The organism is Psychromonas sp. CNPT3 (assembly GCF_000153405.2).
GTDB lineage: Bacteria > Pseudomonadota > Gammaproteobacteria > Enterobacterales > Psychromonadaceae > Psychromonas.
The window spans coordinates 2,237,128-2,253,101 of sequence record NC_020802.1 but is presented as its reverse complement, the minus strand read 5'-3'; the positions used below and the strand labels follow the sequence as shown (position 1 = coordinate 2,253,101).

Below are 15,974 nucleotides of genomic sequence, written 5' to 3'. Positions count from 1 at the left end.
TGTGTGCTGTGTTATTTATTGGACATTCAAGCGCGCTATCTGTGGGACTGATAGCGTAGATCTTGAAGATTAAAACCTAAATTTATGTCTTTTTTTAAGGTTACTAATTGTTGGCTTAGGCGCGCTTCGTGTTCACATTTTTTTACTTTACATAAAGGTTTATTTTTTTCATTGATAGGTGCATCAAATATGGCCTGTAGATTGCCATATTCATGTAACAATAACAGCGCGCCTTTTTCACCAACCCCTTCAACGCCTTTAATGGCACTGCTTGAAATGCCGGTGATTGCCCAATAATCACATAATTTATCAATGTTCAACGCCATTTTATTTAAAACTCGGCCACTGTCGGTATAACTATTTTGGAAATGATCGAAAATCAATATTTGTGGGCCTAGCAATTGATAAAAGCCTTTATCCGTTGAAACAATAATGCATTTTTGTTTCTTTTTTGCCATTTTGTCGCTCAGTGTTGCGATTAAATCATCGGCTTCATCTGTTTCACTGAGTAATGATTCAAAGCCTATTTTCATAAATTGATCTTGGATGTTGCCTAATGATTGCTTTAGTAATGTGGGGATCGGTTTTCGACCGTGTTTGTATAGGGGATATAATTGATGGCGCCAGCTTTTAGTATGGCTATCAAATACACAAATCACATGTGTTGGAGTATGTTGTTGGGCTAATTTTTGGAGTGCTGTACACGCTATTTTAGTTGTTTCTTCAATCGCGCGCGTACTTTCTCCATGCTGTTTTTCTTGTATGGCATAAATACGGCGGATAAGGTTCATTGCATCAATGATAAGTAAGGTTGCGAGCATATAATTATTGCGCCATCCAAAAACAAGATGATACCCCTGTTTATACAAAGATATCAAGGTGCACAGCGTCCTACGTTATATATTTTAAATGTTTAATATGTATATAACGTAGGGCGGGTGTTAACGAATTATTTTATAACAAGGGATGTATTTACTCCCAGGCAATTTCATGCGCCCTTGTTTAATAAAACTTTCTAATAAAACATCGACTTTTTGCATTAAAAGTTTATCGCCTTTTATCTGAAAAGGTCCGTTTTTTTCAATGGATTTAATGCCTTCTTCTTTTACATTCCCGCCAACAATCGCTGAAAATACGCGTCGTAAATTTGCAGCTAAACAATCAGCGGGTTGATCGAGTGTTAAATTCAAATTCGCCATGTTTTCATGGCTGGGTATAAAAGGATGCTGAAAGGGATCATCAATTTTAAGTGACCAGTTAAAGGAATAAGCATCACCTATTGCGCGTCTATATTCGGTTACTTTATGCATCGATTTTTTAATGGTTTGGGCCACTAAAGCGGCATCATCAATAATTATTTTATAGTGTTGAGTGGCATTTTCACCTAATGTTTGCACAATAAAATTGTCAATGGCTTTAAAGTAAGGGGCGCTTTTTTTAGGGCCCGTTAAAATGATGGGTAATGGCTGGCGCTTGTTTTCTGGGTGCATCATAATACCTAAAATATACAGTAATTCTTCTGCGGTGCCTGGACCTCCTGGGAAAATAATAATGCTGTGCGCAATGCGCACAAATGCTTCCAGACGTTTTTCAATGTTGGGCAAAATAACCAGTTCATTGACAATAGGGTTAGGGGGCTCTGCTGCAATAATACCCGGCTCAGTTAAACCGATATAACGTCCATTATTAACACGCTGCTTAGCATGACCCACCGTTGCTCCTTTCATCGGGCCTTCCATTGCACCCGGACCACATCCTGTGCATATATTGAGTTCTCGTAGCCCTAATTGACTACCTACTTCGGTAGTATAATGGAATTCATCATCGTCAATAGAGTGTCCTCCCCAGCAAACTACGATATTAGGTTCAATGCCGGTTTTTAATATATTGGCATTACGTAAAATTGAAAAAACAGAGCAGGTGAGTTGGGTGGTGTTTTTTTCATCATTTTCAGGTAAGCGTAATTGCGTATTAACGTAGAGCAAGTCGCGCAGAACAGAGAAGAGATGCTCTTGTATACCTTTAATCAGTTCGCCATCAATAAATGCTTTTTCGGGGGGGTTATGCAATTCAATTTTCACCCCGCGCTCTTGATGTAATACTTTTATTTTAAAGTCTTTATATTTTTCAAGAATATCTTTACTGCTATCCGTTTTACTGCCTGAATTAAGCACAGCAAGCGAGCAGTTTCGGAAAAGTTGATAAAGATCAGAGGATGCATTTTCTTTAAGTTGGTTAACTTCTAATTGAGATAATAATGCCATACTGCCAACGGGATTAATATGAAATATCATAGGTGAACCTTTATTTAAGAGAAAGTCGTACGTCATAGACATTAATACGATCAACGTCTATGACGTACGCTAGTTATACCTTGTTAATAACTCATCACCATGGGCAAAAAAAACGACTTGATTGCGCCCGCCATTTTTGGCTTTATATAATGCGTTATCTGCTCTTTCAAAGGCGGAGTCTATATTGTCGCCTTTATCAAAACTAGCACAACCTATTGAGATAGTAATACTTATATTGTCTTTTTTAAATTTAAACGGAATGGATGCAATTTTTGCACACAGTTTTTGCAATACGTCGACGGCTTGCTCATTGGTTATCTCAGGTAATAAAATAGCAAATTCTTCACCCCCATAGCGCGCAATAAAGTCGGTATTACGCAACGATTTTTTTAATGTTTGTGCAACAACATTGATCACTTTATCGCCGGCCAAATGCCCAAATTGATCATTGATACGTTTAAAGTGATCCATATCAATAATGGCGATTTTTAGGGGGTTTTGGTAACGTTGATAACGAGAAAATTCAAACGTTAAACGTTCGCTCCACGCCTCTCGATTCGGTATTTTGGTTAAAAAATCAAGATGAGCAAGTTCACTTTGTTGCTTCAATGTTTTTTGGTAATTTTGAGTTTCACTTTTCAATTCCTTGATTTGTCTGATCATATCTTGAAATTTTTCTTGCATATCGTCTTCATGCTTACTTTCTTGCTCTTTAAGCATGACATCCATACTTTTGATATAAGTGAAAATTTCATTTTTTAAGGTATTGATATCGGTTGCATTTTCTGTTTTTTGATACAAAGCAGAAGAATTATCTTGTAAATCTTTTAGCTTTTGATTCTTTTTGTTAAAAACACTGCTGGCATTTTCAAGGTTATGTGTAAAAGAAAGGTAAAAGTGGCTAAGACTGTCATTGAGAGAATAAAGAAAATGACGTGATGCGCGTCTCTCTTCACGAGAGCTTTCAATAATGATGCTAATAATCTGTAAACAATACTCGGGTAATATTAAGGGATTTTTTTCTTCCGCGATTTGCATGCGAATATTTTCTAATTTTTTAATATAATCTTGGCTGATATCTAAATTTAAAATAAGCGTTTGTAACTCGTCTCGAATATCACTTACACTCAATTTTTTTTCAGTGCCATCATTATATTGTTTTTTGCTCAGTTCAATAACAACACGTTGATAAATATTAATAAAATGAGAAAGTTCAGCGTGGTGCTCAATCAAAGTATAGGGGGATTTTAGCTCATTTGCCTTGGCTATTTTACGGCTAAGTAAAGGCGATAGATCTTTTAAGTTTCCTAATTGCAGTTGCGATTTTTTAACCTGTAAGCGTCCCTCACATATTGCGTCTTGGATAGGTGCTTGGTACTCATTAAGGGCAAGGCTACACTCTACAAATAATTCTCTTTGCTTTTTCTTTGAGGTTTCATGTTCTATTTTTTTTAAAAAATTTATTTTATAGGCGTCAAAATGCTTATTTTGGCGAAAAGTTCGCTTTAATAATTGTTTTATTAATGTTATCGCTGCAAGCGAAGATGGCATGAAAGCTCCCCGTAATATGTTTAGAATGTGCTGTATTGATTTATAAATATTATCAACATTATCTACTTGTGCAAGTAGATGGAAGAAAAACAGGCTAATTTATTGGTTTTGCTTCTATTTTTTGCCGAATAATTCATCGATAGGACTACTAGAATGCATTTTTATTAAGCCTTTTTGAATCGCTACCTGGCTCATTTCCCATATGTCGCCATCAAAAAAGGCGGGTTGTAAATTGTCAATGGCATAGAGTTCAACCCAGCTACTTTGGTTTTTTTCTTCTCTGATCTGGTTAGCGACAGAGAGGGCAATACTATTGATATTTAATACCTGTGCGGGTGTGATGGCCCTGCTGGCATTATTTAAAAAAGGAAAGGTAACCAACCCCACCGAAACATTTGAGTTTAAGTGGTGCTTTTTAGAAAAATCATTAAAAAAATCAAAGATAGTCAGTGCAAATTTTTGACTGTCAGGCGATTTTTTTTGTGTGCTGACAATTAATATCTGATCATCTCTCATCTGGAAAACATACGAATCACAACGTAAGGCTTGTTGTAACATTTTACCTAAATTTATTTCTATCTCTACGCCTGAATTTGTTCCAAATTCTTCATTAATATTACTTAAAAAAGGAACATTAACTAAAGCATAGTACAGTTTTTTTCCTTTATAAATCCGCTGAAAAGGCGAGTTTTCGGCGTTTTGCCAAGGCAGTTTTGTGCGCGGATGGAATGTGATTTTTTTCTGATAGCGATGCTCTGCTTGGAGTAAGTTTTTATTACGCAATAAAGTTGAGCCTAAATAAAATAATACGGCTATTAGTATAGAAAGGGTGCTGTAAGCCAATGTCTTTAATTGTTGACTGCGTGTTTGTAAGCGCCTGTTCTCTGCTTGTAATTCTTTGTATTGTTGCGTTTGTTCAAAAAGTTGTAATTGTTCACTGATTTGCAATTGTTGTACTGCAAATAAACGCATTTTAATCTTATTTTGTAGGGCATTAAATTTTTTAAAGTAGACAATTGCTTGTTGATGCTCACTGGTTAACTCATAACTCAATGCCAGCATTTTATACGCATTTTCTTGAGGTTCCATATTATTATCACTGCTTATTTTAAGTGATTTTTTTAATTGTAGTATGGCTAAACCCGGATCTTGATTAATGATGTTGATACGTGCCAGTAAAATAAAAACCTCAATGAGGTAATGCGGGCGTTGGATTTTAGTAAATTGATAGCGTGCATTTTGCAAATATTTTTGGGCGAGTTGTAATTCTTTTTGGTCATCACTCGAACTGATTTGTGCGACATAAGTGCGCCCAATTTCAAGATAAATACGGGCCAGTAAAAAACTGTTATTGTTGTTTTGAATGAGCTCTAATGCATTTAATAAATAGATAAGGGATTGGTTGGTTTGGTTGTTTTGTCGCTGTAAGGTGGCTAAGAGTATCATGCTGTGTGCTTGTTTTATGGTGTTACTCGTGTCCAAATATAGATCAACCCGTTTTTTTGCATAGCTATTTGCACGTGAAAATCGGTGTTTACTTTGGTACATTTTAGCAATGCTGGCATTGACTTGAATACTTAATTTTAGCATGTTTAATTGTTCAGATTTTTCTTCTGCGCGGCGCAGATAAGTATCGGCTAATTGTTGTTGATTTATTTGCGTGTAATAGCGTGCATAATAATAAGTGGTCCATGCTTGAATCTCAGCGGAGGGCTTTTTTTGTAGTTGTTTTTGAAGTTTATCTAACGTCTTATAGGCAAGTCGGTAGCGGTGCTCTTGTAAGGCTAATTTACTGATTGAAAGTTGTACTAGCATCCATAAATGTGAGGATTGTGTATTGTTAGCTGGTGCAAGCGTATGACTGGCCTTTTTAAGCTTAAGGAGTAATGTTTTATTCTGTAACTGCTTTGGGTATTTCAAATGCAATTAAATTTAAGGCGCGGATCTTGTCTATTTCTCTTATTGGTGATGTTAGCTGCTGGGTTAATAAGAGTAAGGCTTGTTGATAGTCCTCGATTTGTGCAGAGCAAAGGGCTAATAATTGCACAGAGAAATTATCTTGGTATTTTGCTTCAATGTTTTGATTCGTTACGGGCCCTGAGTTTATATCAAAATAAAACTCATCATCAATCGATTTTTGGGTGAGTGCGATACATTGTTTTGGATCTGTTTCGCGTAGTTGATAGGCTTTATTTAGATGAATAGACATATTAGCGCCAATTAAATCAAGCGCATAAGTGTTACTGCAAAGAAATGCAAAAAAGAGGACGATAAGGTGTTGCGAATAATATTTCATAATCTCTAATTATTGTCGAACTAAGCGCGTATTAAGTACATTATCACATTGCAGAGTGCTACGTAATGGGTTGATATCTAATCCACCTCTGCGAGTATAGCGCGCATAAACCGATAACGTCTCAAGTTGGCCGTAATGCATTAAATCACAATAAATACGTTCAACACATTGTTCATGAAATTCATTATGCTCTCTAAAAGATATCAAGTAGCGTAGTAGCTTTTCATGATCAAGTTTTTTACCCGTATAGCTGATTGCAATACTGCCCCAGTCAGGCTGGTTAGTGATCAAACAATTTGATTTTAGTAGATGAGAATATAAGGTTTCGCTTAGGCTCTCTCCTTCTGAAATATTTTCTAAGTAGTGCGTATTTAATTGATAGTTATCAATTTCAATGTCTAAGTTATCAATGCAAGTGCCAGAGAAAGAGCCTAATGTGTCTTGTATATTATCTAAATTGTCATTTATGGTGACACATACTTGTTTTTTTACGCACTCACTCAGGTCGTCTTCTATGCGTTGTAGCACGTCTTGTGTCGTTGCAAATTTAGTTTGATTTAAGCTGTTTAAGTAGAGTTTAAATGATTTGGATTCGATTAATAGAGGACTGTCAAAAGGCACTTTAACGACACCTGTTGCGACCATAGGTTTACCTTTATTGTTCAGCCAAGATAATTCATAAAGGTTCCAAAGATCAAACCCAACAAAGGGCAGGCTATCTTTACACAGTGCCAGCTCATCCCTATTTAAGCTGCGAGGGATCCCTTGTAACAGCGTTTTGTCATAGCTATTTTTGTAATGAGTTGGCTTACCTAAAGAAAGATCCTTAAGGGCCGGAGCATGATCATAATGTGAAGGGGCTGACATATCTATTCGCTTTTCTTTTTTTTGGTTACAATAGAGCCATTCTAACTAATAATTGAGAAACTGTGCAATGAATAATGCGATCCAAACAGAATTGTTAAGTGTATTTTCCCGCTATGCCTCACTTTTTCAAACTGAAAAAGAGAGTTATCCCTTACAACCTGTCGATAAAGACTGGCTTTCGCCCTGTTTATTTGGCGATGAAGTACAGGGTGAAAAACAATGGAAATCAGTGGTTCGCACGGCGCCCGTTGATTTAAGTAATATTGAAAGTGCATTAGAGATCACGCTACATCCCTCTATTCATGCCTTTTTCTGCTCTGTCTATAGCGCAGGGATCCCTTGTTTATTTGAGTCTCACCCGATTGAATTAATTCAAGTGTGGAATGAAGAAGACTTTCAGTTATTACAAGAAAACATGATCGCACATTTTATGATGCAAAAGAAATTGGGTAAACCGGCCTCTATGTTTATTGGCACTTGCTCAGATGAAATGCAAATCATTTCTATTGCGAATGACAGTGGCGAAATACAATTAGAAACATTAGGTAAAGGACGAGATCGATTACTCGCAGATGATCTGGGTTGTTTTTTACAAGCATTAAGACCCATCATGCCAGAATAAAAGGTTTCTATTGTATCAAGAGCAACAGATAATGTGAACTTGTCAGGTATTTATACAAATAATGTGCCTTTTCGCTATGAGCTTGCAGACAATCGTAAGCGTGCTTTCTTATACTTAAAGATTAAACGGTATAATTTTAATAGTCAGGGATATTTTATATGATCAGCAACGCATTACCTTTAACGGATTTACATCGGCACTTAGATGGCAATATTCGTAGCCAAACGATCTTAGAATTAGGACGGAAATTTAATATTAAGCTACCCGCATCAGACGTGTCATCATTACGCCCTTATGTGCAAGTGGTTGATGCTGAACCAGATTTAGTGGCTTTTTTGTCTAAATTAGACTGGGGTGTTGCGGTATTAGGTGATTTGGATGCTTGCCGCCGTGTTGCTTATGAAAATGTTGAAGACGCTAAAAATGCGCGTATTGATTATGCTGAATTACGTTTTTCACCTTATTATATGGCCATGAAGCACAATTTACCGATAGCGGGCGTTGTTGAAGCGGTTATTGATGGCGTGACAGCTGGGTGCCGCGACTTTTCAATGCAAGCAAATTTAATTGGTATTTTAAGTCGCACCTTTGGGGAGCAAGCTTGCCAGCAAGAGCTTGATGGTTTGTTAACTCAAAAAAACAAATTAGTGGCGATTGATTTAGCCGGTGATGAATTAGGACAACCCGGTGAATTATTTGTTAAGCATTTTAAAGCGGTACGTGATGCAGGTTTAAATGTCACCGTACACGCGGGAGAAGCTGCGGGCGCGCCGAGTATTTGGCAAGCTATCGAGCAATTAGGGGCCACGCGGATAGGGCATGGCGTTAAAGCGGTTGAAGACTTAAAATTAATGGATTATTTACGCCAACATGACATCGGTATCGAGTCATGTATTACGTCTAATATCCAAACAAGTACGGTGGGGTCGTATGCATCGCATCCGCTTAAAACATTTTTAGAACATGGCATTTTAGCGTGCATAAATACGGATGATCCTGCTGTTGAGGGTATTGAACTTCCTTATGAATATGAAGTGGCAGCGCCGAAAGTGGGGCTTACGACGGAGCAAATTCGTCAAGCGCAAATAAATGGGCTTACCTTAGCTTTTCTTTCTGATTCAGAAAAACAAGCACTACGAGAGATGGCTGCTAAGCGTTAGTCAAATCAAGTGATTGCAACGCTTAAATACGCGTTGCAATTTACCTCTATTTTCTTTCTTTATTGTTCGGTTTTTACGCTCATATAGGCTTGCGATCCCCATAACGGTACGGTAGATAAGCTATGTTTAAAACTGCCGGACGTTTCTTTTGTAGAATATGACACGTACATCAGCGTTTGATTTTTTGCATCATAAATACGACGAATTTTCATGTTTTTAAAGAAAATACTTTTAGACTTTTTAAAAACAATTTCTCCCGATTTAGATTTATCAATTAGTTGGATCATCTCTTTGCTTATGTCACCGGTTTGTCGACACGAAATAGCAGAATCAGAAGGATCTGAAAAACTTAAATCATCTTCTATACTGGCAATATGGCAAGTCACCCCGGTAACCAGTGGATCTTTTAAAATATTAATTTTAATGTCTTGAGTTGTAAAAATACCTAAACTGATATTACCCACATTATCGCGACTCATTTTTTGATAAATTAATAAGCCGATAATAAGCAGAATCAAAATCAAGACTAAAAGTGCATAACGTTTTATTTTTTTTAGCATCATAATTCCTTATTTTTTAAAATCCCAAGATAAATTAGAGACCAGCTGACAGTTATCGCATTTAAAATCAAAAATATCAAATAACGGCTCAGCTAAACGCCATGACTGCCCACATCCTGGGCATTTTCGAGCTTGCTCATCTTCTAAGCTTATCCCTGCCACCCGATATAAATAATAATAAGTCGGTATGCTCGTTATTTTTTCAATGCGCTGCGTTAGGCGACGCCCGATACTGCATAAGCGACTATCAATGTCCCCTATTTCTTTGAGTAAAAGGGCTGAAACAGCGCTGCCATTCATTTGTAATTCATCACAACTGACCCATTCTTCTTGCCATTTTAGTACTGCTTTTCGGTCACCATTACCGATAGGCTCAGGGGCTCTGTATAATGGGATCGGATTTAAAGTATCACCACAACGTAGAGGTGAGCAAGTATCTAAAAAAGTGGTATAGAGAAGTTGCCAAGAGGGTTTTGTACTCGGTGCGCATGCTAATGAGTTTAGATCTTCTGCTACATTTTTTATTTTAGGGGCCAGTAAGCCCGCCTCTGTTAGTTGGGTTAATGCTTTTTCAACTTGTGGGCTATTAAAACAAGAAGCTAAACTATTTTTCTCAGGGCACACTAAACGGGTAGAGAATACGGCTTGTTGCATCGCAATCGGAAATTCTCGGCCGAGTATTTGTCCATTATAACGCAGCATATCAAAATAATTATTAATAGCACGTTCAACGGCTGCATAATTTGTATCTTGATAACATTCAAAAACGAGCTCTTTAATAAACATAATTAATGGCTCTCTTCTAATAACTTTATACGTTGCTTGAGTTCGTTTATTTGTGTTATTAAAGGGGCTAATTGCACTTTGATTTGCTGCGCTATTAACGTGTTTAAATTATCTTTTTGAGCGGTGCTTGGCGCTTCTTTTAAAGGCTCGATAATGACTTTTTGATGTGGATCGCCTCGCCATGATCGTAACCCTTCAATGATCAACGGTAGAGGGGTGTTTTTAGGCAAGCGCGCTTTAATTAACGCGGTATTGGGCGTTTTACCCTCTTTGGATAATTGTTGTGCAATGGCAATAATTTGATGCATATAAAACCTTAATGGAGAGTGTCAGAGGACTCAAAAGTACGATAAACGGGAAGCTCAAAACGCGCATGATTCAGGCCCGCAAGGTATAAGGCACCTTGGTAGCTATTTTCATTGTCACTGCTAAATTCGAAAATAAAACGCGCCTCAAGAAAATGTTTACCGGGTTTATAATTAAAATGTGATCGCGATACATTCAGTAATTGTAAATCTAAAACGCGGCACTTGTTCTCAATAATAATATTCGCATGCTCTGATTGTTGGCGACATTTCCAGATCAGCAGAGCAAAGCAGACAAAAAATAAAATTAATAAAAGATCAAACATCACTTGTACTGCTTTTTATGTTTGAAAAAAGATGACCAATGGCGAGTGAAAAAGCCTCAGAACGAGTACTTACTCGTAATTGTTTGAGTACTTTTTCACGTAGCTGAGGGATGCTAACAAGATCGCTAAACAGAGCGCTAAATAGAGAGGCTTGATGAGTTGCTAAGGCTTCGAAAAATTGATGCAGGCGCGCATCATCATCGAGATGTTGCCAGCAACGACCAACAATACCAATATACCAATGCGGGTTGTGTATTAATGTTGATTGAAATTGGGCATCGAACAAAGCATTAAAAACACCTTTAGCGGGTGAGTTTGAAATGGCGCGCAATAATAAAATAGCGCTCTCTTGACGATCATTTTTTAGTTCAATAATCGCTTGCTCTGCAATTGCTTCGCTAAGCGATGTATTGATGTTGTTTTGCGATTCTAAGCACAATGCCAGAGACTGCAAGGGTTGTTGCGGTAGGTGCTTTAACGCATGGATTAAATGTTGTTGGTTTGTATTATCGTCGAGTCTCGCGCAAATGTCTGCGATCCCCTGTATGCCAAGTGTTTGCCATGCATCCCAATGTGTATTTCCTGAAAAATAATCGAGAGCAGGGGCAAAAAAGGGAGAGGCAGGGCGAATAAAAGCGACATTGATCAAAGCATTAAAAATAGCCAGTTTTTCAGCATTAGGCTTAAAAACAAAAGGGTTTTGTGCTAGTTTTTGCTGCTGCTGTTTACTTATTTGTAGTGTTAAATCGTGACCCATGGCTTCAACAACCTGATCAATGAAACTTGTTTGTGCACCTATTTTCAATAACCCTTTCTCATCAACTGGCATTTTTAAGAACCAAATAAAGTGTTCTTTCTTTTGTGTCACTTGCCAAAAGGTCAGTGCAAAATAAGCATTTTTTTGAAGGGGATAAGGATAAGCTTTTTTATTGGTGCAAATCTTTATAAAGTCATTATTCGAAATTTTGCTCACTTTACGGCCCAGATCATAGACGCGATATTGGCATTGAGCTTGTTCTAAAAAATCGGTAAGCGTATTTATATTCATCATAAAAGAGTCTTTTATACAGGGACATATCCCATTTAATTAAGAGTGCTGATTATATACCTATGATACTTAAAGATGCAAAATCAGCAAGCCAAATAGGGCTTAGTTTGTTCTTCTTAAATAGAAATAGAGTGGCACTAGCTTGATGTTTTATAAAAACACGACAATCATAATAATGGCTCCTATGATGAATTTATACCAAAGGAATTAATTAAGTTTTCATGTATTGCGCAGGAAAAATTAACACTAGCAAGGCGTGAGTTGTAGGAGAGTGTTGTTCTCACTTCAAAACTCACAACGCAGGTAGGGATAATTTCAACAAGCAAGATGGGTGATCTTTTTAGTTCCTTTGGTATTCGTTGCGTTGCCCTTTTGGATGAGAGTTCGCAGACCGCTTGTGTATTATCATGATGAGCTCAGGCAGATCGCCTGATCACGTATTTTGAGGTAACATGACGATTAAATGTTAAATGTTAAATATTAAAGGTTTTTTATGAAAAGGGAAAAAGCAGATAAAAGATCTCAATTGGCACTTTTATTAACGTCACTCGAGTGCGAATTAAAAGCATTAGATTTATGGGAAGCAAGTAAGCCGAGTGAGCACTTACTAAACAGTGAGTTACCCTTTTGTATTGATACGTTATCGTTTCCACAATGGTTACAATTTGTATTTATAGAAAAAATGAAAATAATATTAAATATGGCGATGCCATTACCGCAAACGATATCGGTAGCACCGATGGCAACAGAGTATTTTACTCTGCAACAATTACCTAGCTCGCCATTAATCATATTATTAGAGCAGATTGATACATTGATAACTGAGAATAAAATATGTTAGAAACCCCCTCACTTGAGACAAATGAAACGGCAATACCAATACCATTAGAGATTTTATATCAAGATGAGGCTGTCGTTGCCATTAATAAACCACCTGGATTATTGGTACATAGGAGCTGGCTTGATCCGCACGCCACCGAATTTGCCATACAAAAGCTGCGCGATCAAATAGGTGTTCATGTTTATCCCGCACATCGATTAGACCGGCCGACATCGGGGGTATTACTTTTTTTACTCGATAAAAACTATCTAAAGCCTGTCATGGCGCAATTTGCAGAGCAAAAAATAGAGAAACGTTATCTCGCTATCGTTCGCGGGCATATTGGTGAAGGTATTATTGATTATGCCCTTAAAAAGAAACTAGATAAAATTGCGCATAAGCATGTATTGAGAGAGCCTGAAGCGCAATCTGCCGTTACACATTATCGAAATATGGCGCATTGTGAGGTGGACATTGGTGTTCGGCCCTATCCGACATCGCGTTATTCACTGGTGGAACTTAGCCCTAAAACGGGGCGTCGCCATCAATTACGTCGGCATATGAAGCATGTTTTTCATCCGATCATTGGGGATACGACGCATGGCGATGGTAAACATAATCAGATGTTTCGAGATAACTTTGAGGTGTCACGATTGTTGTTACATGCGGCATCTTTAACGTTTGAGCACCCGGTGAGTGGCGATAAAATAGAGATAAAAGCCCCGTTAGATAATGACTTTAAAACGTTACTAGAAACGCTTGGACTTAAAGAATAAAGACCTAATGGGGAATTAATATTTTATTTTACGTCTGAATATTTACTTATCAGGGCATAGTTAAGGGGATACCCCCTAACTATGTGAGACATCTATTTTTCTGCTGGTTGTTTTTCACTGTTTTTTTGACATTGTTTGCTGATAAACGAAAAAACATCCTTATTAAAATGTGCTTGAGAAAGGTAGTTCTTTTGGCCATTTTCAAGCAACAACAATATGCCTTTAGGGGTGTTAATAACACTTTTGATGTCGGTCCATTTTTGGTTGTTATTAATATACAAACTACTTGTTTTTATACCCTGATCATCTATTTCTACATGAATTTTATTACCCGAATTTTTACTCCACATTTGTCTGCAAAGCCACCACGCTTTTTGGTATTTAACGCTAAAATATTCGAGGCCAGCGAGGGCGAAAAAAAACAAGCCTAATAAATTAGGGTGTTGGGTCAGTACAATAATATAAGTGCCAAAGAGAAGCAGGCCGATTATAAAAACCGCACGTGGTTTTTTGGGAGGCGTGTGGAAAGCTGATTGTTCAAAGCATTCTGAGAAATGCTTTCGATCAAGTGTAAATTCTGTGCTAAATTGCATGTGCTACCTTTTTCGTGTTTATGTTTGGATAAGCATAAAGTCAATAATATTGAATCTAACACTATACCCATGTTACCTCAAGATGCTTTATCTGGCGCGAGGGCGATAGTAATTCAAGGTGGGGCCTTGCTAAGAGATATTTTCTTTTTATAGGCTGTAATACAAAACGACTCTTCGAATTAGTAGCCCAATGACGGCTAAATTTAATACGTCTTTACTATTTTTTAAAAGGGGTGCTTGACCTTACCGTTAGGGGAGCTTTTAAGCTGAATTCATGTAACAACAGACTGATAAATATGAATCGACTTATTTGCTTATTATTAATGCCAATGATATTTTTTAGCTTTGCGCCTAATGCATTAGCGGGGGGAGTTATGCCTGCTGAGCAGATGACGCTAGAGCAACCTTGCGACGCAATGCAAGTCAAAGATATGCATTGTATGAAGGTAGAAGCTAAAAAAATGAATTGTGTGAAGAGTTGCGCTCCGATGTGTCCCTCTTTATTGCCTTTTTATTTTGCACCGTCTTTTTGTCTGTATTTCCCACCCTCGACTAATCATCCACAGTTCAGTTTTTTACTTCTGAGTAAACACCCTGAAAATCTTTATCGGCCTCCCTGTTTAAGCGCGTGAATTTCATCTTATAAAATTCTCGTATTAAGCATTATTTATCTTTTATAAGGTAAATAACAAGGACAAGATAATGAAACATATATTAGTAGTAGTATGTCTGCTATTTAGTGTGAGCGCCTGGACGAAACCTGTCAATCTGGCCGAAGCACTTGATATAGCATTACAAACAGATCCCGCCAATAAGCTATACCAACATCAGCGTTTATCATTGATAGCGCAAGGCAAAAATAGTGCATCGTTAAGCTCGCCGATGTTAAAACTCGGCATTGCAAATTTAGATACAGACACGTTTTCAATTGATAAAGATCCCATGTCGCAATTGACCTTAGGGTTAAGTCAGCAATTTAGCCGTGGCGACTCGTTAAAACTGCGCCAAGAAGGTTTTAATTTAGCCTCTGAATCATCCGTATTTAGTGCGCAAGAACGCCGTTTACAAGTCAAAAAGGTAGTGCGATCATTATGGTTTAACATTCTTTTTATTGAAAAATCAAAACAGATCGTAGCGCAAAAAAAGGTTTATTTAAATAGCTTTTACCGTGACTTACAAAGCCAATATTCATTAGGTCTTTTAGCGAGTGAAGATGTGATTGAGTCTGAAATTAAAATTGCGCAACAGGATGAAAAATTAGCATCTCTGACTCAGATATCATTAAATTACCGCACGTTATTAAGTGAGTGGATTGGTGTTAAAGCCTTTGCTAAATTGGATAATAGCCTGCCGATTTGGGAAGATACTTTGGCTTATACTAAAGGCGCTAAAATGCAAGAGGATGCGCATTACGCGCTACTAGCACAGCATCCTAAAATCAAAATATTAAATCAGAACGTCACGTTAGCCAGTAATAAAATAGCGCTTGCAAAACAAGGTTACAAACCGACTTTTAAAGTCGAGTTAGGCTATGGGCATCGATTATCTAGTATGGATAATGGGCGTCGACGCAGTGATTTATTAAGTGCCTTTGTCACATTAGATATGCCCTTTTTTAGTACTCAAAAGCAAGATCAGCAAGTGATATCTGCGCAACAATTACAAGGTGCAAAACAAGCTGAATATTATTTACTGTTACGCCAACTCAATGCTTCAATGAATAATGCAATCAGTCGCTATCAACACTTAGTAAAAAGGCAATGGCATTATAAAAACACGCTATTAAAGCAATCTAAGCGTAGAACACATATTTTAGAAAAAAGTTACCAGTCAAATACAAGGCCATTTAAAGACGTCATAAAGGCCTACATCAATGAGTTAGATCTCTCTCTACAATATCAAAAACTTTATTTTGATGGTCTGCAAAGCCTCATCAACATTCGCTATTTTCAAGCAATTTAAGGATATAT

Annotated in this window: 18 protein-coding genes; 6 read left to right on the top strand and 12 right to left on the bottom strand. The window is 37.3% G+C overall.

The window, feature by feature from the left end; all coding sequences use genetic code 11:
- Positions 1–35: 35 nt before the first annotated feature.
- From xni to queF, 6 genes are all read right to left on the bottom strand, one after another.
- Positions 36–821, bottom strand: a complete 786-nt coding sequence (xni, locus tag PCNPT3_RS09925) for a flap endonuclease Xni (protein WP_015465735.1) — start codon at positions 819–821, stop codon at positions 36–38.
- A 120-nt stretch (positions 822–941) separates the two neighbouring features.
- On the bottom strand, positions 942–2,294 hold the full coding sequence (gene ppnN / locus PCNPT3_RS09920; RefSeq protein WP_015465734.1) for a nucleotide 5'-monophosphate nucleosidase PpnN: 1,353 nt from the start codon (positions 2,292–2,294) through the stop codon (positions 942–944).
- 69 nt (positions 2,295–2,363) lie between these two features.
- Positions 2,364–3,845 (bottom strand): GGDEF domain-containing protein, encoded by a 1,482-nt coding sequence (locus PCNPT3_RS09915; RefSeq protein WP_015465733.1) that lies wholly within the window; start codon positions 3,843–3,845, stop codon positions 2,364–2,366.
- 114 nt (positions 3,846–3,959) lie between these two features.
- A complete protein-coding gene (locus PCNPT3_RS09910) occupies positions 3,960–5,765 on the bottom strand; it encodes a tetratricopeptide repeat protein (RefSeq protein ID WP_015465732.1) in 1,806 nt (601 codons plus the stop codon).
- On the bottom strand, positions 5,737–6,141 hold the full coding sequence (locus tag PCNPT3_RS09905) for a hypothetical protein (protein ID WP_015465731.1): 405 nt from the start codon (positions 6,139–6,141) through the stop codon (positions 5,737–5,739). Before PCNPT3_RS09905 ends, PCNPT3_RS09910 begins: the two co-directional genes overlap by 29 nt.
- 9 nt (positions 6,142–6,150) lie before the next feature.
- Positions 6,151–7,008, bottom strand: a complete 858-nt coding sequence (gene queF, locus PCNPT3_RS09900) for an NADPH-dependent 7-cyano-7-deazaguanine reductase QueF (protein WP_015465730.1) — start codon at positions 7,006–7,008, stop codon at positions 6,151–6,153.
- Between the two features lie 67 nt (positions 7,009–7,075).
- Here queF and syd point away from each other — a divergent pair, with 67 nt between their 5' ends.
- On the top strand, positions 7,076–7,630 hold the full coding sequence (gene syd / locus PCNPT3_RS09895) for a SecY-interacting protein (RefSeq protein WP_015465729.1): 555 nt from the start codon (positions 7,076–7,078) through the stop codon (positions 7,628–7,630).
- A gap of 158 nt (positions 7,631–7,788) precedes the next feature.
- On the top strand, positions 7,789–8,790 hold the full coding sequence (gene add / locus PCNPT3_RS09890) for an adenosine deaminase (protein ID WP_015465728.1): 1,002 nt from the start codon (positions 7,789–7,791) through the stop codon (positions 8,788–8,790).
- Between the two features lie 59 nt (positions 8,791–8,849).
- Here the strand turns inward: add and PCNPT3_RS09885 are convergent, their stop codons facing one another.
- Genes PCNPT3_RS09885 through PCNPT3_RS09865 form a run of 5 tightly spaced genes read right to left on the bottom strand, consistent with a single transcriptional unit; the run spans position 8,850 to position 11,818 of the window.
- The gene (locus PCNPT3_RS09885; protein ID WP_015465727.1) at positions 8,850–9,350 is read right to left on the bottom strand and encodes a CreA family protein; all 501 of its coding nucleotides are present in this window, start codon (positions 9,348–9,350) and stop codon (positions 8,850–8,852) included.
- A 9-nt stretch (positions 9,351–9,359) separates the two neighbouring features.
- Positions 9,360–10,136: a Zn-ribbon-containing protein gene (locus tag PCNPT3_RS09880; RefSeq protein ID WP_015465726.1), complete on the bottom strand. Its 777-nt coding sequence runs from the start codon at positions 10,134–10,136 to the stop codon at positions 9,360–9,362.
- A 2-nt stretch (positions 10,137–10,138) separates the two neighbouring features.
- Positions 10,139–10,444, bottom strand: a complete 306-nt coding sequence (locus tag PCNPT3_RS09875) for a hypothetical protein (RefSeq protein WP_015465725.1) — start codon at positions 10,442–10,444, stop codon at positions 10,139–10,141.
- Positions 10,445–10,452: 8 nt separating this feature from the next.
- The gene (locus PCNPT3_RS09870) at positions 10,453–10,767 is read right to left on the bottom strand and encodes a DUF3301 domain-containing protein (protein WP_015465724.1); all 315 of its coding nucleotides are present in this window, start codon (positions 10,765–10,767) and stop codon (positions 10,453–10,455) included.
- Positions 10,760–11,818, bottom strand: coding sequence for a DUF3549 family protein (locus tag PCNPT3_RS09865; protein ID WP_015465723.1), 1,059 nt, complete (start codon positions 11,816–11,818; stop codon positions 10,760–10,762). Before PCNPT3_RS09865 ends, PCNPT3_RS09870 begins: the two co-directional genes overlap by 8 nt.
- A 490-nt stretch (positions 11,819–12,308) precedes the next feature.
- On the opposite strand from PCNPT3_RS09865, the gene PCNPT3_RS09860 reads away from it, so the two are divergent.
- Together PCNPT3_RS09860 and truC are read left to right on the top strand one after the other, a co-directional pair.
- Positions 12,309–12,656, top strand: a complete 348-nt coding sequence (locus tag PCNPT3_RS09860; RefSeq protein ID WP_015465722.1) for a YqcC family protein — start codon at positions 12,309–12,311, stop codon at positions 12,654–12,656.
- Positions 12,650–13,411, top strand: coding sequence for a tRNA pseudouridine(65) synthase TruC (gene truC, locus PCNPT3_RS09855; RefSeq protein ID WP_015465721.1), 762 nt, complete (start codon positions 12,650–12,652; stop codon positions 13,409–13,411). The genes PCNPT3_RS09860 and truC overlap by 7 nt, the downstream gene beginning before the upstream one ends.
- Before the next feature lie 92 nt (positions 13,412–13,503).
- Here truC and PCNPT3_RS09850 read toward each other — a convergent pair whose 3' ends face one another.
- A complete protein-coding gene (locus PCNPT3_RS09850) occupies positions 13,504–14,004 on the bottom strand; it encodes a YcxB family protein (protein ID WP_015465720.1) in 501 nt (166 codons plus the stop codon).
- A gap of 296 nt (positions 14,005–14,300) precedes the next feature.
- On the opposite strand from PCNPT3_RS09850, the gene PCNPT3_RS09845 reads away from it, so the two are divergent.
- Both PCNPT3_RS09845 and PCNPT3_RS09840 read left to right on the top strand, forming a co-directional pair.
- Positions 14,301–14,636: a hypothetical protein gene (locus tag PCNPT3_RS09845; protein WP_015465719.1), complete on the top strand. Its 336-nt coding sequence runs from the start codon at positions 14,301–14,303 to the stop codon at positions 14,634–14,636.
- 70 nt (positions 14,637–14,706) lie between these two features.
- A complete protein-coding gene (locus PCNPT3_RS09840) occupies positions 14,707–15,966 on the top strand; it encodes a TolC family protein (protein WP_015465718.1) in 1,260 nt (419 codons plus the stop codon).
- Positions 15,967–15,974 lie beyond the last annotated feature (8 nt).